This window comes from Bradyrhizobium sp. USDA 4472, assembly GCF_054058595.1.
Window position 1 is genome coordinate 7442936 of the sequence record NZ_JBSSAM010000001.1, and the last position, 23800, is coordinate 7466735.

General features: G+C 62.7%; 22 protein-coding genes and 1 pseudogene. 9 read left to right on the forward strand and 14 right to left on the reverse strand.

Annotated elements, in window-relative coordinates:
* Window positions 1-36 precede the first annotated feature (36 nt).
* The gene (locus tag ACVWZ4_RS35135) at window positions 37-1713 is read left to right on the forward strand and encodes an alpha/beta hydrolase (RefSeq protein ID WP_456739569.1); all 1677 of its coding nucleotides are present in this window, start codon (window positions 37-39) and stop codon (window positions 1711-1713) included.
* A 6-nt stretch (window positions 1714-1719) separates the two neighbouring features.
* Here the strand turns inward: ACVWZ4_RS35135 and ACVWZ4_RS35140 are convergent, their stop codons facing one another.
* Window positions 1720-3297 carry an MDR family MFS transporter gene (locus tag ACVWZ4_RS35140; RefSeq protein WP_456734565.1) on the reverse strand — a complete coding sequence of 526 codons (1578 nt, stop codon included), beginning with the start codon at window positions 3295-3297 and terminating at the stop codon, window positions 1720-1722.
* Between the two features lie 163 nt (window positions 3298-3460).
* Window positions 3461-3976 (reverse strand): YcgN family cysteine cluster protein, encoded by a 516-nt coding sequence (locus ACVWZ4_RS35145; protein ID WP_456702635.1) that lies wholly within the window; start codon window positions 3974-3976, stop codon window positions 3461-3463.
* Window positions 3977-4266: 290 nt separating this feature from the next.
* Here ACVWZ4_RS35145 and ACVWZ4_RS35150 point away from each other — a divergent pair, with 290 nt between their 5' ends.
* The 6 genes and pseudogenes from ACVWZ4_RS35150 (at window position 4267) to ACVWZ4_RS35175 (ending at window position 10726) form a co-directional block, all read left to right on the forward strand.
* Complete coding sequence (locus ACVWZ4_RS35150; RefSeq protein ID WP_456739570.1) at window positions 4267-6558, forward strand: transglycosylase domain-containing protein; 2292 nt, start codon at window positions 4267-4269, stop codon at window positions 6556-6558.
* A gap of 9 nt (window positions 6559-6567) precedes the next feature.
* On the forward strand, window positions 6568-7146 hold the full coding sequence (locus ACVWZ4_RS35155) for a DUF1214 domain-containing protein (protein WP_456702633.1): 579 nt from the start codon (window positions 6568-6570) through the stop codon (window positions 7144-7146).
* Window positions 7143-7727 (forward strand): DUF1254 domain-containing protein, encoded by a 585-nt coding sequence (locus ACVWZ4_RS35160; RefSeq protein WP_456702632.1) that lies wholly within the window; start codon window positions 7143-7145, stop codon window positions 7725-7727. The genes ACVWZ4_RS35155 and ACVWZ4_RS35160 overlap by 4 nt, the downstream gene beginning before the upstream one ends.
* A gap of 582 nt (window positions 7728-8309) precedes the next feature.
* Window positions 8310-9077 carry a hypothetical protein gene (locus tag ACVWZ4_RS35165; protein ID WP_456739571.1) on the forward strand — a complete coding sequence of 256 codons (768 nt, stop codon included), beginning with the start codon at window positions 8310-8312 and terminating at the stop codon, window positions 9075-9077.
* A 1061-nt stretch (window positions 9078-10138) separates the two neighbouring features.
* A pseudogene (locus ACVWZ4_RS35170) lies at window positions 10139-10400 on the forward strand (hypothetical protein).
* Window positions 10401-10570: 170 nt separating this feature from the next.
* On the forward strand, window positions 10571-10726 hold the full coding sequence (locus tag ACVWZ4_RS35175; RefSeq protein WP_456739572.1) for a hypothetical protein: 156 nt from the start codon (window positions 10571-10573) through the stop codon (window positions 10724-10726).
* Between the two features lie 12 nt (window positions 10727-10738).
* Here the strand turns inward: ACVWZ4_RS35175 and ACVWZ4_RS35180 are convergent, their stop codons facing one another.
* The 4 genes from ACVWZ4_RS35180 to ACVWZ4_RS35195 form a co-directional block, all read right to left on the reverse strand.
* Window positions 10739-10921, reverse strand: coding sequence for a hypothetical protein (locus ACVWZ4_RS35180; protein ID WP_456702628.1), 183 nt, complete (start codon window positions 10919-10921; stop codon window positions 10739-10741).
* Between the two features lie 437 nt (window positions 10922-11358).
* On the reverse strand, window positions 11359-11523 hold the full coding sequence (locus ACVWZ4_RS35185) for a hypothetical protein (RefSeq protein WP_456734563.1): 165 nt from the start codon (window positions 11521-11523) through the stop codon (window positions 11359-11361).
* 15 nt (window positions 11524-11538) lie between these two features.
* Entirely contained in the window at window positions 11539-11748 is a 210-nt protein-coding gene (locus ACVWZ4_RS35190; protein ID WP_456702626.1) for a hypothetical protein, read from the reverse strand.
* 389 nt (window positions 11749-12137) lie between these two features.
* A complete protein-coding gene (locus ACVWZ4_RS35195) occupies window positions 12138-12377 on the reverse strand; it encodes a hypothetical protein (protein ID WP_456702625.1) in 240 nt (79 codons plus the stop codon).
* Window positions 12378-13173: 796 nt separating this feature from the next.
* On the opposite strand from ACVWZ4_RS35195, the gene ACVWZ4_RS35200 reads away from it, so the two are divergent.
* Window positions 13174-13413, forward strand: a complete 240-nt coding sequence (locus ACVWZ4_RS35200) for a DUF1127 domain-containing protein (RefSeq protein ID WP_456702624.1) — start codon at window positions 13174-13176, stop codon at window positions 13411-13413.
* Window positions 13414-13562: 149 nt separating this feature from the next.
* Here the strand turns inward: ACVWZ4_RS35200 and chrA are convergent, their stop codons facing one another.
* From chrA to ACVWZ4_RS35215, 3 genes are all read right to left on the reverse strand, one after another.
* Window positions 13563-14747 carry a chromate efflux transporter gene (gene chrA / locus ACVWZ4_RS35205; protein WP_456702623.1) on the reverse strand — a complete coding sequence of 395 codons (1185 nt, stop codon included), beginning with the start codon at window positions 14745-14747 and terminating at the stop codon, window positions 13563-13565.
* 56 nt (window positions 14748-14803) lie between these two features.
* Window positions 14804-15664 carry a DUF1259 domain-containing protein gene (locus ACVWZ4_RS35210; protein WP_456742170.1) on the reverse strand — a complete coding sequence of 287 codons (861 nt, stop codon included), beginning with the start codon at window positions 15662-15664 and terminating at the stop codon, window positions 14804-14806.
* Window positions 15665-15854: 190 nt separating this feature from the next.
* Complete coding sequence (locus ACVWZ4_RS35215; protein ID WP_456739574.1) at window positions 15855-16673, reverse strand: chromate resistance protein ChrB domain-containing protein; 819 nt, start codon at window positions 16671-16673, stop codon at window positions 15855-15857.
* A 299-nt stretch (window positions 16674-16972) separates the two neighbouring features.
* Here ACVWZ4_RS35215 and ACVWZ4_RS35220 point away from each other — a divergent pair, with 299 nt between their 5' ends.
* Window positions 16973-19066 carry a LuxR C-terminal-related transcriptional regulator gene (locus tag ACVWZ4_RS35220; protein ID WP_456763597.1) on the forward strand — a complete coding sequence of 698 codons (2094 nt, stop codon included), beginning with the start codon at window positions 16973-16975 and terminating at the stop codon, window positions 19064-19066.
* A gap of 32 nt (window positions 19067-19098) precedes the next feature.
* Here the strand turns inward: ACVWZ4_RS35220 and ACVWZ4_RS35225 are convergent, their stop codons facing one another.
* The 5 genes from ACVWZ4_RS35225 to ACVWZ4_RS35245 all read right to left on the reverse strand — a co-directional run bounded on the left by ACVWZ4_RS35225 (window position 19099) and on the right by ACVWZ4_RS35245 (window position 23797).
* Window positions 19099-21060, reverse strand: coding sequence for a PAS domain S-box protein (locus ACVWZ4_RS35225; protein ID WP_456734559.1), 1962 nt, complete (start codon window positions 21058-21060; stop codon window positions 19099-19101).
* Between the two features lie 123 nt (window positions 21061-21183).
* Window positions 21184-21609, reverse strand: a complete 426-nt coding sequence (locus ACVWZ4_RS35230; RefSeq protein WP_456702619.1) for a hypothetical protein — start codon at window positions 21607-21609, stop codon at window positions 21184-21186.
* A gap of 783 nt (window positions 21610-22392) precedes the next feature.
* Complete coding sequence (locus ACVWZ4_RS35235; RefSeq protein ID WP_456739577.1) at window positions 22393-23157, reverse strand: hypothetical protein; 765 nt, start codon at window positions 23155-23157, stop codon at window positions 22393-22395.
* A 2-nt stretch (window positions 23158-23159) separates the two neighbouring features.
* Entirely contained in the window at window positions 23160-23357 is a 198-nt protein-coding gene (locus ACVWZ4_RS35240; RefSeq protein ID WP_456702617.1) for a hypothetical protein, read from the reverse strand.
* Window positions 23354-23797, reverse strand: coding sequence for a hypothetical protein (locus tag ACVWZ4_RS35245; RefSeq protein ID WP_456702616.1), 444 nt, complete (start codon window positions 23795-23797; stop codon window positions 23354-23356). Before ACVWZ4_RS35245 ends, ACVWZ4_RS35240 begins: the two co-directional genes overlap by 4 nt.
* Window positions 23798-23800 lie beyond the last annotated feature (3 nt).

Consider the following 23800-nt stretch of genomic DNA (forward strand, 5'->3'; position numbering starts at 1 on the left):
GCCTTCCAGAAACCGGTTTGGCTGATCCGGCGGCAAATGCAGTCGCTGTCCGGCGTCGGACTGGTGCTCGGCGCCCTGTTCTTCGCCGCCGCGCTGACGCCGACCCTGATCCCGCGGAGCTATCTCACGCAAGGCGCCCTCGCCGGCGCTTGTTTTGCGATCGGCTACCTCGCCGGAAATCTCTGGCGCTGGCTGTGGCACTATCTCGAACTGCCCGAGCCCTCGGCGCAGCTGAGATCCAGCGCAAATGCGCTGGTCGCGGCCGGCTGCGTGATCGTCGTCATCGTCTATCTATGGCGGGCCGCCGGATGGCAGAACTCGATCCGCGCCGTCATGAAGATGCCACCGGTCGAGACCGCCCATCCGCTCAAGATTTCTGCCATCGCCCTGATCACTTTCGTGGTGCTGCTGGCGCTGGGCCGGCTGTTCGTGCTCGTCTCGCGGTTCCTCACCGTCGGGGCGAAGCGCATCATTCCGCGCAAGGTCGCCAATGTCCTCGGCGTCGTGATGGCAGGCCTGCTGTTCTGGTCGATCGCCAACAATCTCCTGATCGGCATGGCGTTTCGCGCGCTCGATTCGTCCTTTCGCGAATTCGACGGCCTGTTCGAGCCCGAGCGGCCGCAACCGACCAGCCCCGGGAAGACGGGCAGCGCGGCATCGCTGGTGAAGTGGACGGAGCTCGGGCGCATGGGTCGCCGGTTCATTGCCTCCGGCCCGACCCGAGCCGAGATTAGCGCCGTTACCGGACAGAGTGCGCAGGAACCTGTCCGCGTCTATGTCGGCCTCGCCGGCGCCGACACGGCGCAGGCGCGCGCGAGGCTTGCGCTCGACGAGCTCAAGCGGCAGCACGGTTTTGAGCGCTCGACCCTGATCGTCGTCACGCCGACCGGCACCGGCTGGATCGATCCGGCCGCGATGGATCCGGTGGAATATCTCCATCATGGAGACGTCGCGAGCGTCGCAGTCCAGTACTCCTATCTCAACAGCCCATTGTCACTGCTGTTTCAGCCCGAATACGGCGCGGAAGCGGCGCGGGCCCTGTTTGCAGAGATCTACGGCTACTGGACCACGCTACCCAGGGAGATGCGGCCGAAGCTGTATCTGCATGGGCTGAGTCTGGGCGCCCTCAACTCGGAAAAATCCGCAGAGCTGTTCGAGACGATCGGCGATCCCATTGCAGGCGCGCTTTGGAGCGGGCCGCCGTTCGCGAGCCGCATCTGGCGCTCGATCGTTGCGAACCGCAATCCGGGCTCGCTGGCGTGGCTGCCGGAGTTCCGCGACGGCCGCTTGGTCCGCTTCATGAACCAGAATGGGCCGCTAGTGCCCGCAAATGCGCCCTGGGGGCCGATGCGCGTGGTCTATCTGCAATATGCCAGCGACGCGATCACGTTCTTTGACTACGGCGACGCGTTCCAGGCGCCGGCCTGGATGTCGACGCCGCGCGGGCCCGACGTGTCGCCGGAATTGCGATGGTATCCGATCGTGACGATGCTGCAGCTCGCGCTCGACATGGCGGTCGCGAACGGCACACCGCTGGGCTATGGCCATGTCTATGCGCCCGAGCACTACGTCGATGCCTGGGTCGCTGTCACCGATGTCCATGACTGGTCCGCTGAGGCGCTGGCGCGGCTGAAGAGCCATCTTGCAGCGGAGGCGCGGAAAGGCGCCGCGGGCAATGCCGACGAAGACGCCTACTCCAACCGGGGCGGCTAGCGCCGCCTACTCCGCCATCTCGACGGCATGCGTCGTGGTGGGACCGGCCAGCGGCCGCTCCTCCATCATGATCAGGCAGAGCGAGGCTGTCGTCATCAGCGCGGTCGCGGCCGCGAAGACGTAGCGGAAGGCACGGCGCATGTCTTCAGTGGGGATCGCAGGGATGCTGCCGGCGGCGTGATGCTCGCCGGCCAGCGGAATGTCGGCGCCGAGCGCAATCAGCAGGATTGCGGCGAACGCTGCGACCGTGAACGAGGACATCAGCGAGCGGAAGAAGTTCATCGCGCCGGTGATGGTACCGACCTGCGGACGGGCCACCGAATTCTGCAGCGAGACCACGCAGACCGGGAAGGTCGTGCCGAGACCGAGCGCGAACGCGGCCATCAGCGTCAGCAATCCCCACAGCGGCAGCGTGGTGACGGTCAGGCCTAAGGCGCAGATGGCAGCCCAGGAGGTGCCGATGATGGCGACGCGCTTGTAGTGCTTGGCCCGCGCCATGGTGCGGCCCGCGATCGCCGCACCGCAGGTCGAGACCGCGGCAAGCGGAATCAGCGCGAGCCCCGCCTCGCTGGCGCTGAGGTGATAGACCGACTCGTAATAGAGCGGCAGCTGCACGGTGAGGCCGGTGATCGCGCCGAGGCCGCAGCCGCCGGCAGTCAGCGCGAACGGCGCGACCGATCCCGAGAGCAGCGGCAGGGGCAGGAACGGCTCGTCGGCCCGGCGCGCATGCCAGACGAAGGTGAGCGCCAGCGCGATTGCGCCGCCTACCATCGACAGCACGGTCGGCGAGAGCCAGGGATAGCGCGTGCCACCCCAGGTCAACACCAGCATGAAGACCACGGCAGAAGCCATCAGCAGCACGCCGCCGAGCCAGTCGACCTTGCGCTTGCGGTGGAACACCGGGATCTTCTTCATCTTCGGCAGCAACAACGCGAGCGCTGCGGCTGCGAGCGGCAAATTGATCCAGAAGATCATCGACCAGTGCAGATGCTCGGCGAACACGCCGCCGATGACGGGGCCGAGGATGCCGCCGACCATCCAGACGCTGGAGAAATAGGCTTGATACTGACCACGCTCGCGCGGGCTCACGACGTCGGAGATCACCGTCTGCACGACAGGCATGATGCCGCCGCCACCCAGTCCCTGCAGACCGCGTGCAAGAATCAGCATCGGCATGCTCGGCGCGACCGCGCACAGGATCGAGCCGGCGATGAACAGGCTCAACGAGACGATGATCATGGCCTTACGGCCGTAGATGTCGCTCAGCGTCCCGAACACCGGCGCGACGGCGGTCGAGGCGAGCAGATAGGCGGTGATGACCCAGGACAGGTTCGAGACATCCTGGAACTGGCGTCCGATGGTCGGCAGCGCCGTGGCGACGATGGTCTGGTCGAGCGCAGCCAGGAACATCGTCAGCATCAGGCTGATGACGATGGTGCGGACTTCATCCGATGACAGCGTCGGAGGCGGCGAGTTGCGGACGCTCGTGACCTCCGCCGGAAGGCGGGTCAGTTCCTCCGCGATATCGTCGGGCAACGTCTGGATGTCGGCAGACTGGCTGCTCTGCCGTGTGAACTGGTTCATCTCGGGGCGTGTCAGATGGAGCGTATCGCGGCGCAAAGCCGCGAAAGAATCGGCCTATGACGGCAATCTAGACAGCAAAGTTCTTCTCGGGCAGGCACCACGGCGCATGGGTGCATCCCGCACCGCGGTCATCCCGAACAATTGATCTGCGAGAGCGGACGGATCAGTCCTTGGGGCGTCGCTTCAGGCGTGCCCGTTTCGGCAGCTGCCCGGGCCATTGCACCAGATAGTGCTCCAGTTCGTCGTCCGGGATCTCGACCTCGGTGCCGGCGACCCGGCCGCGCACGGAGACGCCGGCCTCGTGCACCGTATTGGGATCGCCCGAGATCAGCGGGTGCCACCAATAGAGATCGCGCCCTTCCGCGACCAGCTTGTAGCCGCAGCTCGGCGGCAGCCATTTCAGGTCCCGGACGCTCGCCGGCGTCATGACAACGCAGTCGGGAACATGGTCGAAGCGATTCGCGTAGTCCTTGCAGCCGGACGTGCAGGAATCGAGCATCTTGCAGCTGACATCGGTGAAATAGATCTCCCCGGTATCCTCGTCTTCGAGCTTGTTCAGGCAGCAGCGGCCGCAGCCGTCGCACAGGCTCTCCCATTCGGCCGTCGACATGTCCTCCATCTTCTTGGTTTTCCAGAAGAATCCATCCTGGTCTGAAGGTCGTTTGGGAGCTGCGGTCATGCGCCTATTACGGTTTGAAAGAGCGACGGTCGGGCCATCTAGGGCGCGTAGCCGCCAGGCTGCAAGGAACGTCCCCGAAAGGCCCGTAATGAACCGGGGTTCAATTAAGCCGTTTGTTCAAAATTGCGAGCCTGACCATTGGTTTATAGGCCCCGCTCGGCTAGAACAACAGCAAGTCCCCTCGGACGCGAAACGGGCGCCTTGGGTTTGCCGCAACAATCCCGCAAGACGTCTCGATGCCGCCCCGCCGGGTGCTTGAACGCTTTCACAGCGAGCCTCAAGGGTTCTAGGTGGTCCAGAACACACCATCCAACTGGAAGACTCGCATCAGGAACTTCTTCCTGGACCTCGATGCGCGTATCGACTCCTCGCTGTTCTCCTCGGCGAAGGGCATCCGCGAGCTCTACGAGCGCTACTCGACGTTCATGGACCGCTTCTATGTCGGTCGGTGGAAGCGCTGGGTCTTCATCGAGCCGCTGTCGGAAGCGGCGACCATCGGCCTCGGCGGCATGGTGCTCATGCTCATTCTCGCCATCCCCGCCTTCCGCGAGACGGCGGACGAGGACTGGCTGAAGAAGTCCGATCTCGCCGTGACCTTCCTCGACCGCTACGGCAACCCGATCGGCAGCCGCGGCATCAAGCACAACGACTCGATTCCGCTGGAAGATTTTCCCGACGTGCTGATCAAGGCGACGCTGGCGACCGAAGACCGCCGCTTCTATGAGCATTTCGGCATCGACATCGCCGGCACCGCGCGCGCGCTCGTCACCAACGCGCAAGCCGGCGGCGTGCGCCAGGGCGGCTCGTCGATCACCCAGCAGCTCGCCAAGAACCTGTTTCTCAGCAACGAGCGCACCATCGAGCGCAAGATCAACGAGGCCTTCCTGGCGGTCTGGCTGGAATGGCGCCTGACCAAGAACGAGATCCTCAAGCTCTATCTCGACCGAGCCTATATGGGCGGCGGCACCTTCGGCGTCGACGGCGCCGCGCATTTCTACTTCAACAAATCGGCGCGCGACGTGACGCTGGCCGAGGCCGCGATGCTCGCCGGCCTGTTCAAGGCGCCGACCAAATACGCGCCCCACATCAACCTGCCTGCCGCGCGCGCCCGCGCCAATGTCGTGCTCGACAATCTCGTCGATGCCGGCTTCATGACCGAGGGCCAGGTGTTCGGCGCCCGCCGCAACCCCGCCTTCGCGGTCGACCGCCGCGACGAGGCCTCGCCGAACTATTATCTCGACTACGCCTTCGACGAGATGCGCAAGCTCGTCGACACCTTCCCGAAATCCTACACCGAGCGCGTGTTCGTGGTTCGGCTGGCGATCGACACCAACGTGCAGAAGGCGGCGGAAGACGCGATCGAGAACCAGCTGCGCCAGTTCGGCCGCGACTATCACGCGACGCAGGCCGCGACCGTCGTGTCCGACCTCGACGGCGGTATCCGCGCCATGGTCGGCGGCCGCGACTACGGCGCCAGCCAGTTCAACCGCGCCGTCGACGCTTATCGCCAGCCCGGTTCGTCGTTCAAGCCTTACGTCTACACCACGGCGCTCCTCAACGGCTTCACGCCGAACTCGGTCGTGGTCGACGGGCCTGTCTGCATCGGCAATTGGTGCCCGCAGAATTATGGCCATTCCTATTCCGGTGCGGTGACGCTGACGCAGGCGATCACGCGCTCGATCAACGTCGTGCCGGTGAAGCTGTCGATCGCGATCGGCCAGAAGGAACAACCCAAGGCGCCGAACCCGGCCAAGATCGGCCGGGCCAAGATCGTCGAGGTCGCGCGCCGTTTCGGCCTCAAGGCGCCGCTGCCCGATACGCCGTCGCTGCCGATCGGTTCGGACGAGGTCACCGTGCTCGAGCATGCGGTGGCCTATGCGACCTTCCCGAACCGCGGCAAGGCGGTGACGCCACATTCGATCCTCGAAGTACGGACCGGCGCAGGCGATCTGGTCTGGCGCTGGGACCGCGACGGCCCAAAGCCGAAGCAGGCGATTCCGCCTAATATCGCCGCCGACATGGCCGGCATGATGAGCCACGTCGTCAGCGAAGGCACCGCGCGCCGCGCCGCGCTGGACGGCATTCCGACCGCCGGCAAGACGGGCACGACGAATGCGTATCGTGACGCCTGGTTCGTCGGCTACACCGGCAACTTCACCTGTGCGGTCTGGTACGGCAATGACGACTATTCGCCGACCAACCGCATGACCGGCGGCTCGCTGCCGGCGCAGACCTGGCACGACATCATGGTCGCCGCGCATCAGGGCGTCGAGATCAGAGAAATTCCCGGTGTCGGCATGGGCCAGAAGCTGCCGCGCGAGCAGGTTGCCAGCGCGCAGGCCAATGCGGCACCGAAGGTACTGGAGACCAAGCCCGGCCCGCCGCCGGTGCTGACCAAGCGCGGCGCCGACGTCCTGGTGCGGGTCGAGAAGATGCTCGACGACGCCGCCAGGACCGCGACCAAATCGGCGGCCGACGACAGCGGCCCGGCCAAGCCCGCGTCGTCGACGAGCGCGCTCGCGTTCCCGCAGAATTATGCGGCGGAGGAGAACGCGAATTCATCCACCCCGCGCAAGAACTGATCTGATCCCGTGCGGCTGATCCTGATCATATTGACGGCCCTGCTGCTCGCGACCGTGGTCGGCGTTGGTGCAACCTGGATGACGACGACGCGCGGCACCGAGATCGGCGCGCTGACTATCGGCGCCTGGACCGCCCGCCCCCGCACCGGCACCGCCGACGTCGATCCCTATTCGCGCGCCACCATCGTGCGCAACGGCGAGCTGCCGATCGGCACCGGTGACGGCGTCGCGTTCACCGCAACCACCGATGACAACAAGAAGGCGCTCGACGGCCGCTGCGACGTCGTCGTCTCAGGCGTGACGCCGCCGGCGCGGTTCTGGACCCTGACGCTCTACGACCGCAAAGGCCATCTCGTCGCCAACTCGCTGCAACGCTACGGCTTCACCAGCCAGGAGATCGTGCGCCAGTCCGACGGCTCGTTCGAGATTCACATCGCCGCGCGCTCGCGCGCCGGCAACTGGCTGCCGACCGGCGGCATCGAGCGCTATGCGCTGATGTTCCGCCTCTACGACACCCCCGTCGGTGTCGCGACCCGCACCAAGCGCGACGCGCCGATGCCTGCCATCGCGACGGTGGGCTGCTCATGATCCGCCTCGCGTTCACCATCCTCGCCGGCGTGGTTCTGGGCCTCGTGGTCCATCTCGTCAGCGTGCTCGCCCTGCCGCGGATCGCGACGCAAGACGCCTATTCGCGGCTGACGCCGATGACCAAGCTCAATGGCGTGACGCAGCTGCCGCTCGCCGATCCGCAGACCTCGCCGATGCCGTTCATGGATCCGGCCTTTGCACTCGCGATCTGCCGCTACGATCTTTCGGGCGGCCCGATCAAGCTCACTGTCCCGGTGAGTCAGGCTTATACGTCGGTGTCGTTCTACACGCGCAACGAGATCGCCTATTACGCGATCAACGACCGCTCGGCCGGCAAGAAGGTGATCGAGCTCGACCTGATGACGGAAGCGCAGCACAACGAGCTGCCCGAAGACGAAGAGGTCACCGCGGCCGACCGTCTGATCATCGATTCCCCGACGACGACAGGCCTGATCCTGATGAAGGCGCTCGCCGCCGAGCCCGGCCTGATGCCGCAGGCCCAGGCAACGCTCGCCGCTGCCACTTGCGCGCCGCAGACCGAAGCGCCCGCGAAGGCCGAGACGCCGCGCGGCCGGCGCTGACGCGCGAGCAGTCGAGGCGGCCTCGAACAAAGCTGGAAACAACCCCATGCACAGTAGCGGCGTGTTGAAATCACTCGACTAGCGGCGGAGCCGCGGCGCCCGCGATCTGGACGGTTTGACACGTCGGGCAAAACAACGGCAATATGGCACCATTGGAAATTCGTATCGCCCGCGTGGAGCAATCCGTCGCGGGCGATTTCGTGTGGGAGCACGGCTTGCCCCGATCAGCCGTCGCCGGTCCGACAATCCGGAAATAGCTCTCGACGCTCTGCTTTGCCGGGAAGCTCGTGCGTGCGCGCGTGGAGAGCGCCCAAGATCTGAGATGCCACCGACGCCAAGCGCGACGGCTTCGCATCGGGCGTTTCCCGGTAATTTCGTAGTTCTCTCGCCGTGAACATAGTTCTGCCGCGCCGGCTGGGTTAAACCCGCAGGAATAGTTCAAGGACGCGCCCCTGAAAAAAACGAGGATGGGACATGCAGGCTGCATGATCCAATCCCTGCGAAGGCTCGTAGCCTGCAAAGACTATCTGCGTCCCGTTCAATGTTAGATCGTCATACCGCGCGTTTGATACGGAGCAGCCAATGGATTCCACGCTGGACAACAAACTCTCGGAAGGAATGTTTGCGAGCCTGGAAGAGCAACTTCTGAACCTGGCGCGCGAAGCCGGCGGCAATCCTTCGGAGCTGCCGACCGGCATGAAGACGTTTAGCCCTCCGCCAACGATTCAGGAATTGGCCGATTGGCGCTATCTGGCTTGCGTCGGTTCTCTGTTGGCAGCATCCATCGGTGTCGCCGCCTGGTGGTGGTCGTCCTCGGCTCATACCGAAACCATGGCCCGCCCAGACCCAGCACCTTTGACACAGCCCGCGGCGACTCCGGTCGCACCGGCTCCCGACTTCGCGCAGCAGCTTCAACCGATGGAGCACGATCTCGCTGCCTTGAGGCAAGCGGTCGCACAGCTCGAGATGAGGCAAGGACAACTGGTCCGCGACAATGAAAATGTCGCGAGCCAGCTCAAGGAGAGCCAGGCGGAAATCGCGCGCAACAACATTGTCGTCGAGCAGATCAAGGCTTCCCAAACACAGGCAGAGCGCGAAAGCCAAGCGGTTACCGAGCGCCTTAACGAAAGCCAGAAACAGCTGGCCCTCATCATCGCCACCAGTTCGGAGCCGAAGATGAGCCCTGAGGAGCCGAAGGGCAGTCCCGAAGAGCCGAAGGCAGCGCCCGAAACACCAGTGCCGCGTCCGCGGCCGACCAATCTCGCCCAGACACACAAGCCGGTGTCAGCAGCGGCGCGACCGCAGGCGAGCAAACCGCAGTCACCGGTATGGCCATGGTCTCAGCGCTAATCCCGACATTTGACAAGCATGATTGTTTGAAACCTCAAAAACCCTGACCTCCGTGTCTGGGGGACCTAGCTTTCTGTTCGCTGTCAAATCTTCGTTGCTGGTTGGCTGGCTTGGGAGTCGCGCGATGCCTGCTGTTCTCACGCGCCGCAAAGTCGGCAACGACGGTGCGGAGCCCGCGTTGATAGGTTCACGGCGAAGCGCGCGGACCGCTGCGTAAAGGGAAGTGCGCTCACGCGTTTAGACCAACTTCCCTTCACGCAGGCGACCTACTCATCGAGGCTGCGCAGGACCGTGAGCAGGATGATGGCTAGGCAGGACACCAGGCTCAGCTACTTAGCTGTTCCCGTCGTAACTCCCGTCGCAGTTGTGTCTGCCGTCCCGGGTGTGCCTCCTCGCCGCACTTCGCGCGCGTCACGGCGACCCTCGCGGCGCACTTGGCGCGCGTCACGACGATTTTCGCGGCGCTGGCGCCCCTCACGTCGATCTTGCCGCCTTTCCATGCCGGCGGTCTGCGCCTCGGCGTCGGGTACCATCAGCACGCTCGGGAGCGCGGCTAAGGTGGTCGCCAAGCCCAAGGAAGAAAGAAGCTTTCGTCGAGAAATCATGACTGCCTCTCTTGCTGGACTGCCCCAAGTTGGCGCTGCCGAGCCGGTCGATGCTAACACTTAAGGCGTTCAACGCCTCCTTCACTTGCGCCATTTCTTAATCGCCAGCAGAAACTGCGCAGGGAGCCTCCACAACCGCGCAGGAATGCCCATGCCTTCGGACTCGGCCATCGCTGCCTCCGGTCGTTGTCGACATCACACGCTGCCATGGCGCAGCACACCGTCCGAACACCCCGCGACGGCGCCTCTTGCACCGTTCCTCCGATCTCGAATTGCAGACGGCGTCCCCATTGCGCTTTGCAGCGCTGCCCGCGCCGGTAGGGCCCTAAAGCCTGATGTAGGCCGTTGAAAACCCCTTGATTCAAATCAAGAGCCCTGGCTGCCTCTCATGCTTCTCACATTAGGTTTCAGCCGCATTCAGGCGGCCGCCACCTTCAAGATGTGAGGACGACTGTAATGCAACGAGGGAGCCATCTTTCGATTCGGTCAATGACAGTGACAGGGATTGCTGTCAGCGCTATGTTTGGGCTCGCTGGTGTCGCTCAGCTCGGCCCCGGCTCAGGCAGTGGTTTACTGCACGTATGTTGACTACCCGGCGGGCTGCGTCGCGCGAGCAGGTGTCGTGCTCAGACCTCGTCCGGTGGCGCGCGCTGCGGTCCGTCATAACGTCGGTGGCAATGCCAACGGCGGTGTCAATCGTGTAGGAGTGCGGCGGTAATGCCGGGTTGCGGGTCACGTGCGCAGCACTTCCCAGCAAGGCAGCTGTGCGACCCGTTGCATGTCGAGCAATCGATGCGACACAGTTGGTACGTGACGTTTGAGGTACAAAGTACCGGCATCTTGCCAAGGCCAAGACACCCACGGCTGACCAAAACGTTTGAAACGGAAATGGAAGCCAAGCTGTTTGCGAAAGAGAAGCTCGATCAGGGGGTGGTAGTGACAGCGGGCACCCTCAATCCGCATGCACCCAAACAAATCATTCCGTCCAGCGCCTTAACGACCTGGCTTGGGAACGAGCAGGACAAAAGTGCGGAGGAAACCTGACAACCTGGACGACTAAGCAGGCTGGCGCTCACTCTTCTCTATCGCGCCTTCTACATCGTCGGCTAATTGGGTCAGGTGATCTGCTAGTTTGGCAAAGAACTCGCGCTTCCTACTGTCGGTGGATAAGTCACGGATCAATGCGCATTCGATGGCTTCGATACGAAGCGCTTCAAGCTGCTCGTTGAATGCCCGCATTGTTTCGCCCCATTGCTTGCAGGACAGTGACACGCGCCAGCCATTTCGAATTCAGTATCGATCATGCTGCACACTTCAACAATTGTCCTTTGGGGAACTTGCCCTGCGCGACGTGAGTGGTCCACCTGTGTCCGTGTGGGCTGTATGGGCTCACGCGATATCAAGTAGTGCCAAATTCCAAGACTAGGTAAATCCGGTTCTTGCCCACCTTTGCTGAGGTTTGCATCATACCCACCCGCGGCTGGAAAGGTTGCCGCCTGCGCTAGATTTCAAGCGGGCGGCGTTTTATTGGCCAAGCATCCATGCGGCTGCGCTACGGCACGTTGACCGCTGGCATAGGGCCAGTCGGAAGCATCGTGAAATCATGCCCTCGCGCGACCAGCATAACTGCGAAGACGACAACGAGGATGAGAAATCCCCGCATCTCAGACCTCAGGCTAGGGCAAAGCCGTCATCAATGCGAGGGTCGCCTCGTTATTGCCCGGACCAGCTGCGGCAAAACAGAGCGCAGCAACCGCGACCAGAACAAGGGCCACGCTGTAAGCAGCGATGACCCTCCGCTCGTCGAAATGGGGCGACGTGCTTGTTGTGAACATTGCCATGGCTTGAATCCCTCGTTAGCGGTTCAATTTGGCATGTTGTTCCAGGGCAATTGATGGTGTGCTGCTGTGGCTTTGCACACCGATGATTGTCGCCCCGATCAGTACCAGGCCGCCGTAGAAGGCCAGTACCGCTCTCGTCCAACGGTGATGGGTGATCCTGTCTTGTTCGTTGGTAGGTTCAGGTTGTCTGAAAACGCGTGCAGAATGCTCACCAAGGTATTCCATGGGAAGACCTCCGCGAAAATAGCTCAGATCAATTCAATGTTGCAGACAATACGGGCGCGAAATTTTCAAAGGCGCGATTCGCTCTTCCAAGTCTCATCGCTGACCGAGTTTAGCACCGAGTTGCAAAACCACGGTGAAGCATTTCACATCACAGGCGCACAAATAGCGGTCAGGTCACGCACGCTGACTCTGTTTGCAATTGGGCTGGGCGCTGCGGCGCGCCAGTCTGAAACTGGCCCGAAGCGCGTCGACCTGCAGCTGTTACGCGTGGTGCGAACGGTGTCGCAACCTTTGCGTCACCTTTCTTCAATTATAATCGCAAGCGCCTGATCGAACTCGCCCGGCAGCACCGGTTGCCATCCGCCCGCGCCGTCCTGCGCAGCAGTGGCTCAGTCGGGTTTTGTCCGTGCACAAATCTCTTGGACCCTTGTCAGGGTTCTTTCGAATTCCGATCGGAGATACTGCTCGTGCGCGAGATCTGCCGGCTCGGTCAGAAATGCGACCTTCACAAGGAAGCGGTTCAACACCGACACAATTGGAAGATTATCCGAGTGTCGCGAGCGCAGTGCTGTGAGCTGCCGACGCATCTCGATGAGATCGAGCGTTTCATGGTCCGTCTGCTTTTTCAAATCAAGCTCGCGCAAAAGCCCTACGATCAAACGAAGCCGCCGCGCCGAGTATATTGGCGCAACGGCTTCGCCACTTGGGACCCGGACCAAGGGCAATGTCCGGTGCGGAGAGGTTAGCCTTTCGTGACCCCGGTGCAATCAAAGACGCGGGTTAAGCTTGATGTCGCCGCGGAAAGTTAAATCTGGAACAACCGCGAGGCCGTGGGCAACGGTATTCAAGCCCGTTCAATTCCTCACCTGCGGGTGCGGTGACCGGAGTCTCCAAGGATGCCGGACCTTGGGCCATGGGGCGCCGCGTCAGAGGCGCCACAGCCGGCGAGAAGGTGATCGGCCGCCGGGTCCCGTGACCGCTTCACTCCTGCAGCTACTTGACGGCGCCGCCGGCGATGAAGCGATCGAGGAATAGATTGTAGGCAACAGCCACAGCGATGGCGGCGATCAATGCGCCGGCCATGATCTCGCCCGGCTCGCGTAACTTCTTTCGTGCGGACCTCGCGAGGCAATCCCTTCGACTATGGCAAGGCCGAAAGCTTCATGAAAAACACTCGGCGCCGAACGGGTCAGCGGCCCGGGCCTTTTACTGAGCTGGGCGACGCTCGTCGCCACAGCAACAGCTTCAGCGCAGAGATGAAGTAAAAGCCGCTGCTGGACCGCGCCGAGCCGGTCGCGATCGGCAGATCGCGGGGATCGCTTGTACGCGAATGTGACGCATGATAAATATGGGCTTCGGGCCACATACAACCGCCCGACGAGCTTTCGAGCCAAGCGTTGTTTCGCTCCACTCCGGAGGTGAAACATGTCTTGCAATAGCGCCATCGGCGCGGCCGACACATCCCTCGCAGCCCATCGCTCTTCTCCAAATCTGAGCTGGCTCTGGAAGATCCCGCTCGCGATCTTGAACGGAATAGAACGGCGGCGCCAATACAACGAGCTTCTCGATCTCGACGATCGGTTCCTCGCAGACATTGGCGTGACGAGAACGATGATTGCGGAGGCCCGGAGGTCTTCGTTCTCTGATTGGCGCGACAATCGGTGATCTCAGGCCATTCCGTCGATCAGGCGCCGCACCTGGCCGCTGCAGGAGCGGCGCCTGCTCCTCTCCGCGCATTGACACCGGATGGAGGTCCTTCTCATGAGCCGGCTGCGCATTCCCAGCCGCAAGCCATTTCACCGTGTGCATCGTCCTCATTTGAGGCCGGTCAGCACCCACGCCGGCTGAAGGATCGGATAGGCGATTAGCCCGATGACTGCCGTGGCAGCGATCAACAATGGATTGCTGATCTTCCAGCGGAACAGCGCGGCGAGCGACACGATGCCGATCAGCGCGGTCAGCCAGTCGCCGATCGCGATCTTGCCGAGCAGGAAGCTCGCCCCCAGGATGGTTCCGATCGCCGCCGCATAGGCGCCCTTCACGAAACCTTGCACGTTCGGATTCTTGCGATGCCTTGCCAGCAAGGGCGCCACGATCAGGACGAACAGAAAGGACGGAAGAAAGATGCCGACCGTGGACACGAGAGAGCCCCAGAAGCCTGCGACCAGATAGCCGACGAAGGTCGCCGTGATCACGACGGGCCCGGGACTCATCATGCCGATCGCGACGGCCACCAGGAATTCGCGCTCGTTGAGCCAGCCATATTGCTGCACCAGCCCCTGTTCGAGGAACGGAACGATCACGAGACCGCTGCCGAAAGTCAGCGAGCCCGCCTTGAGGAAGAACAGCAGCAACTTGCCGAGCGTCGAGCCCGTCGCAGCCGGCATCGCCGCGGGCGCCGCCGCCGGGATCACCGCAAGCTGGAGTGCGACCGGCGCGCGCTTGATGTGTCCGTAATAGATAATCCCGACGATCCCTGCCCCGATGAACAGAAATGCGACCTCAGCCTTCAGGATCACGGTCACGGCGAGACAGACCGCGGCGATTGCCCATTGCAGCCAGTCTTCCATGCCGAGCTTGGCGAGCCGATAGCAGGAATGCAGGATCAGGGCGATCACGGCGGGGCTGACGCCATAGAAGATTCCGGTGACCGCCTTGAGATCTCCGAGATGGACATAGAGCGCGCCGAGGGCCGCGACGATGACGAAGTTGGGCAGGATGAAGGACCAACCACCGGCCCACGCCCCCCAGAAGCCGCCGCGCAGATAGGCGATGAAGATGCCGACTTGAATGGCGAGCGGCCCCGGCAGCGACTGGCAAATGGCGATGGTCTCGCGCATCTGCTCCTTGGTGAGCCACTTCTTGCCGTCGACGAGCTCACGTTCCATCTGGCCGACCAACGCGACCGGTCCGCCGAACCCGAGAAAGCCCAGCCGCAGGAAATAGCGGACCAGTTCGCCCATGTTTCCACGCTCGATGTCCGTGGTTGTCGTCGTCATCACTTGTCCCCGTTACCGTAATATGCAGCCTACCGCCCGGTCTTGCGACCTTTGCCTCAACTCTTGGTGCTGGCCGTCTTGTCGAGCGCCGCCCGCAAGCCTTCGGCGAGCTTGACCGCGTCGTCGTTCGCCCAGAAATGCATGAAGAACAGGCGCGGCTGCTCGTCCAGCATGTGGCTATGGAGTGCGGTCACCTCGATGCCATGTGTCCGCAACGCCAGGATCACCGGGTTGACCTCGTCGCCCGTCAGAACGAAGTCGCCGGTGATCGCGGCCTTGCCGCCGCCGGTCGGCTGAAAGTTGATGCCGATCGCAACGCCCATCGGACCGACAGGCGTCAGCGGCATCCCCTCTTCCGTGATCGGGTCGCGCCGCTTCACGTTGAACTGGTACACGCCTCCATTCGCCAGACCTTTGACGCCGATGATCTGGTCGAGCTTCGCGGTGTCGAGATCGACAGGTGGCGGCGGGCTCGTCGGGGCTGCGACGGTGAGCGGGGTCTTGCTTTCGGCGAGCGCATCGTGGATCGCCGAGGCCAGCTTGACGGGGTCGCCATGTCCGGCGATATGCATGTAGAAGGTTGCCGGGCTCGCGCGCAGCAGATGATTGTGAACAGCAGTGATCTCGAGCCCGCTCGCGATCATCTTTGCCATTACCGGGTTGATCTCGGTCTCCAGCAGAACGAGGTCGCCCATCACCATGGCGCCGCCGTGAGCGGGCTTGAACGCCACCCAGCCGCCGAGCGCCAGCGCCGGTTTGATCGTCACACCGTCCAACGTCACAGAGAGGTCCGTGCGGGGAAAGCCGTAGCGGTGGACATCGTCGGAGACGGCCGGCTTGCGGCCGAGCGTCTCGTCGATTTTTGGCCAATCGACGCCATCCGCCGCATGGGCGGTCGAAACGAATGCCGTGAACATATCCCGGTCGATTTTCTGGCCATTCGCGCCGAGGATGGCGACGCAGGCGCTCACCAAGAGCAGAGCTGCAAACGAGATGATCTGCTTCGGCATGATGGTTCTCCTGGTGTTGCTCCCGCCCAGTTCTGTCGGTGTCGCCGCGGCCCGGGCGACGACGGCCCGCTGCAACGAAAACGAACAGCCGTGTCCATCATCGCTTGACCTTGTTGGTCGGCCAGTTGTGCGTCTCGCTGGTGGCATCGCGGCACCAGCGATAGAACGCGTCGTAGAGCAGCATGCCTGCATTCAGCTGTTCGAGGTCGTCGTCGAACATGCGCGACAAGCCGAGCGAAGCGGCAAGCAGGCCTGGAGCTTCCGGAGAGAGATCGAGCCGGGCCGTGTCCGCGGCCCGCACCATCTCCGCGAGCCGTTCCATCGGCGGCGTCGACAGACCGAACTCCTGCACCATCACATCGAAGGTGCAGCGTTCGCCGCGATGGCTCCAGAACACGTTCTCAATGTCGAACGGTGTGGCGTTGAAGCGCTCGGCCGTGGCCTCGACTTCCGCGGATGCCACGTAAAGGAAGACGGCGGCGGGATCGAGGAAGCGCCGGATCAGCCAGGGACAGGCAATGCGGTCGATCTTGGGGCGCGCCCGTGTGACCCAGACCGTGCGGCCACGCCCGTCCCGCTTCGGGATTTTGTCCATCGGAACTGTTGGAAGCTTCGCTTCCGTCCAGGCGAGCTGGCCGCCTTCCAGGACTTCCGCGGCAACCTTGCCATAGCGGAGCCACGCGGCCGTTCCTTCGCTGAGCTTCTGCCCCTTTTGGCAGACGACGACCACGGACTGTCCCGTCAAGCGCGAGGCCCAGTCCTGAACGTCGACATGGGAGCGTCTGACCGCGCCGGGTATCAAGCGTGGATCGGCCGCAAAATCCTCGTCGATGCGGACATCGATGAGCGCAGGCGCGTTGGCCGTGCCGATCAGGCGGGAAAGTTTGTCGGGTGAGATGGAGGTATATGATGACATGCGGCGCCCTTGGTGAACAGGACGCGATTCTTTGGCATGTCGCCTCGCGGGGAGATCGCAATTCCCCGTGGCACGAATAAAGGCCCTGATGACCGGGCTGTCAACCCGGCTCCGCGAAAGAGGGCAAAGAAATCAACGGCCCGGATTTCCGTGATCGGGGGATCGGGACGTGCTCTCGCGGCACCGTCCTGAAGGTGGGGCTTTTCCTTAGGAACACTGGGGGATATCATGCGTTGCCGCGACGTTCTTGAAAGTGGCACGCCGCTGAACTTCAAAACGCATTCATTGAGCTGCAGGCGATGAAAGCGCACATGGCTCCCATCCGTCTGGTGATAGCAGATCGGCGCCCGATCGTTCTGCAGGGCTTTGCGTCCCTGTTTGCAGCAGAGCGCGATTTCGCGATCGTCGCGTCGTGTCTCGATGGAGCCGGTTGCCTCAAGGCAGTTCGGAGCTTGACGCCGGATCTGGTCCTCGTCGAGGACGGATTTTCTGACGTGACGGCCTCTGACATGCTCGCGATCGTCAAGGCCGAAAAAATTCCGACACGGCTGGTCTTCTACACGGCATCCGTTGCCCATGGCGATCTCGCCGCCGCCATCGCAGCGGGTTCTTGCTGCGCGATTTCAATGCGCGAGGAGCCCGAAACCTTGGTGCAATCGCTGCGGCTGGTGGCACCCCCGCCCGTTCGGGCGGCTGCCGGCCGGAAGAAAAATGGCGGGTTGGGCGAAAATGGAGCGGCGTCGCTGACGGACCAGGAGCGCAAGATCATGCGCCTGGTCGCTTACGGTATGTCGAACAAGCAGATCGCACGCCAGCTCGACGTCTCCCCGGACATCATCAAGGCGCGGCTCGATCACCTCTCGACACAGCTCGAGATCAGAAGCCGGGCCGAAATGGCAGTGTTCGCACTGTCGCGGCTTTACGGCGGAATCGGCGCGCTTGCGGCTTTGCTTTACGCCGCGCTGGACGACGTTCAGCCGGCCAACGCAGCCGCAGCCGGCCACGAGCCCACCGATACCTTTACGATGTTGACCCCAGACGGGAGCGCCGGGGTCATCACCCTCAAAATCAGCCCCAAAACGACGACATCCGCTTCGGAGAAGACGGCCAAATCCGTGTTCAAGGGCGGCCGCATCGAGAATCCCGTCGCTGAGATGCCGGCACGGGCCAGCAAGGCCATCCAATCCAGTGTCGATAGTGCCTTCAGCACGATCACGCTGCCGGCGGCCAGCTCTGCAGGACCTGCCCTGAGCAGTTTCGGTAGTTTCATGATGACGGCGGCCGCGGTCTGGATTTCCGACCTGCTCCACAGCGCCGCGCAAGCGTCCAAGGTTGACGATACCCTGACCGTTCTTGCATCAGCGACAGGAAGCGGTACAGGCGAATTGGCAGCCGTCCATTCTCCTGTCAGTTCCCTCGGCAGCGTCGCTGCAAATCTCGACAGCCCCAACAACCTCTCTTGGTGGCATCCTGAAACAGACCATCAAGCATTTGCCTTCGTGGCCCACCCAAACGATACGCTTGTCAGACATGACGATGCCCCTCAGATCATCGGCGCAGAGGCGGGTGACGATGGCGCCAGCGGCACCGGCAATCCGCATGTCGGATCCGGATTCATCGACGCACCGATCGATCACGGCGGTTTCGAGCAGGCGGCCGCGACCGGCGTGTTTGGAAAAACCGAAAATGACGGAATGCAGGCGAGCCTGGGAGACGAGTCCAATCCCGCTCAATCGCAACACGGTTCTCAGGGTGAGGACGGCGGCGCAGCCGCCAAGCAGGACGGAAAGCAGGACGGCAAGCAGGACGGCAAGCAGGCCTCAGCGGACGACGATTCCACTCACGGACAATCGCAGCGTGATTTGAACGAATCGAAAGACGGCCCGGTCGCCGCCACGCAGCATTCCAAGCACGACACGACGGGAGACGACTCCGATCCTGGACAAACGCAGCGTGATTCACACGGTTCACAAGGCCGTCCAGCCGCTGCCGAGCAGCATGCCAATGATGACTCGAAGCCGGCGGGCGGCACGAATTCCGACCAATCTCACCGCGAGTCGCACGAGGCGTCTCAAAATGCCGCCGACCCCCACGCGAGTTTGAGCCAGCACGCTGGAGCCGAGGACCAAACCGGCGATGACTCCCGTCAGGCCCACAAGGCAGCCGCGCCGGAACTCGGAGATTCCTTTCATTTCAAGAATGAAAATGCGCCGTCCAACTCTTCATATCTGTCTGAGGCCCATGGTGGCCACGCTCCAGATTTCGTTGAACATGGTGCGCACACGACCGGAAACGACGTTCTGCCGCCGATCCAGGATATCGAGCTGATCGGCGCTTCAGGCGCGGAGCAAGGCGCCCTTCATCACGCGCACGCGCACGATCTCTTCGTGTAGCGATCGTCGTGCTCGCGCACGCAAGCGTTCCGTCATTCACCCGGATTTCGCCGGTCCAGCATCTCGCGCACCTTCAGCGCCAGCTTGGCCTGAGTGACCGGCTTTTCCAGGAGATCGACGCCCTCATCGAGCCGTCCCTGGTGAACGACGGCGTTGCGCGAGTAACCGGTCATGTAGAGGATGCCGAGATGCGGCCTGATCTGCTGCGCTCGCCTGCCCATCTCGCGGCCGTTCATGCCGGGCATGACCACATCGGTCAGAACGAGATCAACCTGCTGATCCTCCTGCAACAGGATGGTCAAAGCGGCCTGAGCACTTGCGGCAGATAAAACCCGATAGTTGAGCTCGCGCAGCACATCCGAAACGTAACCCCTGAGATCGGCATCGTCTTCAACCACGAGAATGGTCTCGACGCTGGTGCCTTCGGCCGTGAACTCGTCGGTTTCGTCCGGCGCTGGCTGCCTATGGCCGAAGTAGCGGGGGAAATACATCTTGATGCTGGTCCCTTCCCCCACCTCGCTGTAGATCTTCACATGTCCGCCGGACTGTTTGACGAAGCCATAAACCTGACTGAGACCGAGTCCGGTTCCCTGCCCCGGCTCCTTCGTCGTGAAGAATGGCTCGAATGCATGATTTAGAACCTCCGGGGTCATGCCCGAGCCCGTGTCACTCACGCTGATCACGATATACTGGCCTGCCGCGAGCTCCGGGTTGGCACGCGAATAATCTTCGTCGGCGGAGACGTTCGCCGCCTCGATGGTCAGCTTTCCGCCGTTCGGCATCGCGTCACGGGCATTGATCGCCAGATTGACGATCGTCGATTCCAGATGGTTCACGTCCGCTTCGATCTGCCAAAGGCCGGCGCCGCCGACGGTCTGCACCTCGATACGTTCGCCCAGCGTGCGCTGCAGGAACTCCTGCAGGCCACTCAGGAAGCCGTTGAGGTTGATCGGCTTAGGATCGAGAGCCTGGCGGCGCGAAAAAGCCAGCAACCGGCTTGTCAGCGCCGCAGCGCGCTGAGCCCCACGTTTCGCGTTCGCCAGCGCGCGGTGGAGGTTGGGCCCTCCGTGGTTGCGGCTGTTGCGTTCGGCATTCTCGAGGTTTCCGAGAACGATCATCAGCAGATTGTTGAAGTCGTGGGCGATGCCGCCGCTGAGTTGTCCGACCGCCTCCAGCTTCTGGGATGCGACAAGCTGTTCCTGCACCCGCTGAAGTTCGTCCTGGGCCTGCTTGCGCTCGGTGAGATCACGCGTGACTTTCGCGAAGCCGACGATCGCGCCGCTCTCGTCGGTAATCCGGTCGATGATGACGGAGGCCCAGAACCGCGTGCCGTCCTTGCGTATGCGCCAACCCTCGGCTTCGAACCGTCCGTTTTCGGCGGCCTCTGCCAGGGCCTTTTTGGGCACTTCTTTTTCAAGATCTTCAGGCGTGTAGAACGTGCTGAAATGCCGACCGATGATCTCTTCGGGCCGATAGCCTTTGATGCGCTCGGCTCCGGGATTCCAGGTCGCGACCTGCCCGGAGGGATCGAGCTGAAAAATGGCGTAGTCGACCACAGCTTCAACAAGCCGGCGATATCTTCTTTCGCTCTCCAGGAGATCGACATGAGCCTGGTGTCGTTCAGTGATGTCGCGCGTGACCTTGGCAAATCCGATCAGGGCGCCCTTCTCGTCGCGAATGGCGTCGAGAACGACGAGCGCCCAGAACTGCCTGCCATCTTTCCTGACACGCCAGCCTTCGGACGCGAAGCGGCCAGTCTCGGCGGCTGTTGCCAGCGCTCGGTCGGGCAACCCCTTGTCCCGGTCTTCCGGGGTGTAAAAAGTCGAAAAATGTTTGCCGATGATCTCCTCGGCGGCATACCCCTTGAGGCGCTCGGCTCCCTTGTTCCAGGTCCTGACCACGCCGTCGATGTCGAGCATGAAGATGGCATAATCGACAATCGCGTTGATCAGCAGTTCGAGGCTGCGGGGATCTTCGCCGGATGTCGTTTGCATTGATCGAACTCAAGGGAGGGATCGGTCCAAACGCTTGGCATTCGGTAAATGTTCCTTCCTAACACACAATGGTACCGCTCACGACGGCCGGCGATCGTTGATCATGGTGTTGCCATCGCGGTGCTAACGCTCCTCCGTCGGGTGCACCCATTTGTAGGGCGTGATGCTCCGCGTTGCGGTCAGCTTGATCATGTGAACGGGCGGCGCGGACCGTCCCTTCCGGCATGACCGGCACTTCAGCGAGGCCTCCAGCTTCCAGATCGGCGTGTCGCGCGGACGACGGATCGCGTCGAGCGGCAGGCTCGCGCGCGTCTTGCATCTGACGCACTCGACCTCGAGCCAGCCCAGGCCGCCGTTGAGACATTGCGCGATCGTCGGCGACGGCTGCGCGGGACCGCCGTAACCTTCCATGCGAACCGACCAGGCTTCAGCTTCGGCGCGGTCGGCCTCACGCACGGCCTTTTTCGCCTCTTCACGGGCGTGCTTGGCGGAGATTTCCGCGCCCATGATGCGGCCGCTCCAGATGACTTCGCGTGATTTGGTGCTCATGCCGCGATCAAAGCGATGCGGAGGCGCGTTGGCAAATTATCGATGGCTGGTAGGTCGGATCCTCAAGCCGCTACTGCGTATCGTGGGTGTGGACAACGGACGCTGCGGGTCGAAACGGCCCGGCGACGCCGAGGTTTGGAACGCTTCGATCACCCGCTCCTGTGGCTCAGCGATCAAGGCAGGTAAGACTATCGACTTAGCTCACCAATCCGAGCCGAGGAGATCTGGCCCGGAGGCGTGCTCCCTACTGGAACCCGAAGACGCGGTCTGCGTTGAGGCGTAGATGAGCCAAGTACGACGAAGAGTTTGGCAGGAGAAGACCTTGAGCGAGAGACTCGCTGACGCGGCTCGCGAAGCGCGCGAGCAGGCAGAGCTTCTGCCGAATGGACAGCTGCGAGACGTTCTTCTTGAAAAGGCTCGCCAGTACGAGGCGCAAATACCTCTCAATGCTTTTCTAGGGCAGCAATGATTAATCCGAATTGCCGCGTGTGCGAGGGACTCGGTTGGGTATGCGAAAAGCACCCGCAGAAGGCCTGGACGCGCACAGGCTGCCAGTGCGCTCCCGTTGCACGGTGCGAATGTCAGGTGGCGCTGGCCAAGACGACGCGTCTTGTTGCAACCGAAGCCTAAATTAGCCGCGACGCCTACGCAGCGCGCGGCATCCATCTGGAACGGACGCAGAAGGCCGGCGGCACCAGCCACTGTTTCCGGTTGTCGCGGCTGCCGCCGGGGCAGGACGGTCGACGAGCCCGAGTCCGCCCGCCGATCCCGTCGACATACCCGCTATCCGAGCAAGCCCTTCAGGCCGGCATAGATCGAGCCGATCGCCGTCGCGGCGACGCCGGCCAGAGGCCCGACGGTCTGCATCAGGTCCTGGATCAACCGCGCCCGGCGGCGCAGCTGCTCGTCGCCGACATGCTGCCCGAGCAGGCGCGCCAGCCGAAAGGCGAAAGCATTGGGTTTCCCGCCCTGGCCTAGAACGCGCGGAAAAACCTGGAAGACCACGACTCCCAGAATGTTTCCGGACACGAAGGCGAGCAGGATGCTTGCACCGTATTCGAATACTTCGCGCCATTCGACCCACACCGTCGGCAGGATCGGAACGCCGTCGTGAAGGCCCGTCACGGTCAGCATTGCCTGGATGCTGACGCTGGCGAGCAGCAAGGCCATCACGAGCGCTCCCAGCGCGGAGACCCGATGCAGGGGATAGGCTGCGAACCCGAATAGCAGGGGGACGACGATCGACGCGATCCGGAGCGGGATCGGAGAGAGGTTGAAGGTGATGGTGATCAGAATATGCGTGATCGTCAGAAGGACGGCCGGAACGACGACGTAGAGAAAGGCATGCGTTGCGAAATAGCGCAGCGGGTTCTTATGGCGCTCGAGCCGGACGTTGACGCGATCGAGATCGCGCCTGAGCCTGTCCAGCTCGCCAACGATGTCATCGATCTCCAGAAGCGTCGGCCGCACGACGCGCAGATCGCGCGAGCAGTGCCTGCAGGCGATGGCCTCGTCCTTGATCGTCTCGGCGCAGAAGGGACATTCCATCGTCAGCGCGACTTTCTGCGCCGCATGATGGCTTCGACCTCGTCCCTGGCCCGCGTCAGCTCGTCGCGCAGCTGATCCCGCTTGCGCAGGAGATCGTCGCGCTCTGCAATCAGCGTCGCCGGGACGGCGATGTCGCGCCCGCAGGACGCGCAAACCAGCGCCTTATCCGCATTCTCCGCCTGGCAGTAGGGACACGTCACTTCGGTGCGACCTTGAGGGTGAAGATGGCGGTGCCGGGCCGCCCGTCACTGTCCTTGATGTCGACCCGCACGGTGTAATCGCCGGGCGGTAATTCCGCGTCCTGCATGTTGATCCCGTCAGGCTGCACGAACGGCTTGACCCGCGACGTCAAGTCGACGTTCGGCGTGCGGAGGAAAGTCACCTTGACCGAATCAGGATCGATCTTGGCGCCGCCGAACGACTCGAACTTCAGTTGGAGTTTCAAGGGAGAGGCGACCGATTCGCCGGGCGAGACGAACTCCACCTTCGGACCGCGCAGGATACCACGCCGGTCAGCCGCGACCGCACCCTTCGGCGGTGGCAGCTTGGCTTCCTCCTCTGTGATCAATTGCGTGGCCCGCGACGTTCCCGAAAACAGGAGACCTGCCGCAACCAGCCCCAGCAAGACATTCCGCATCATTGT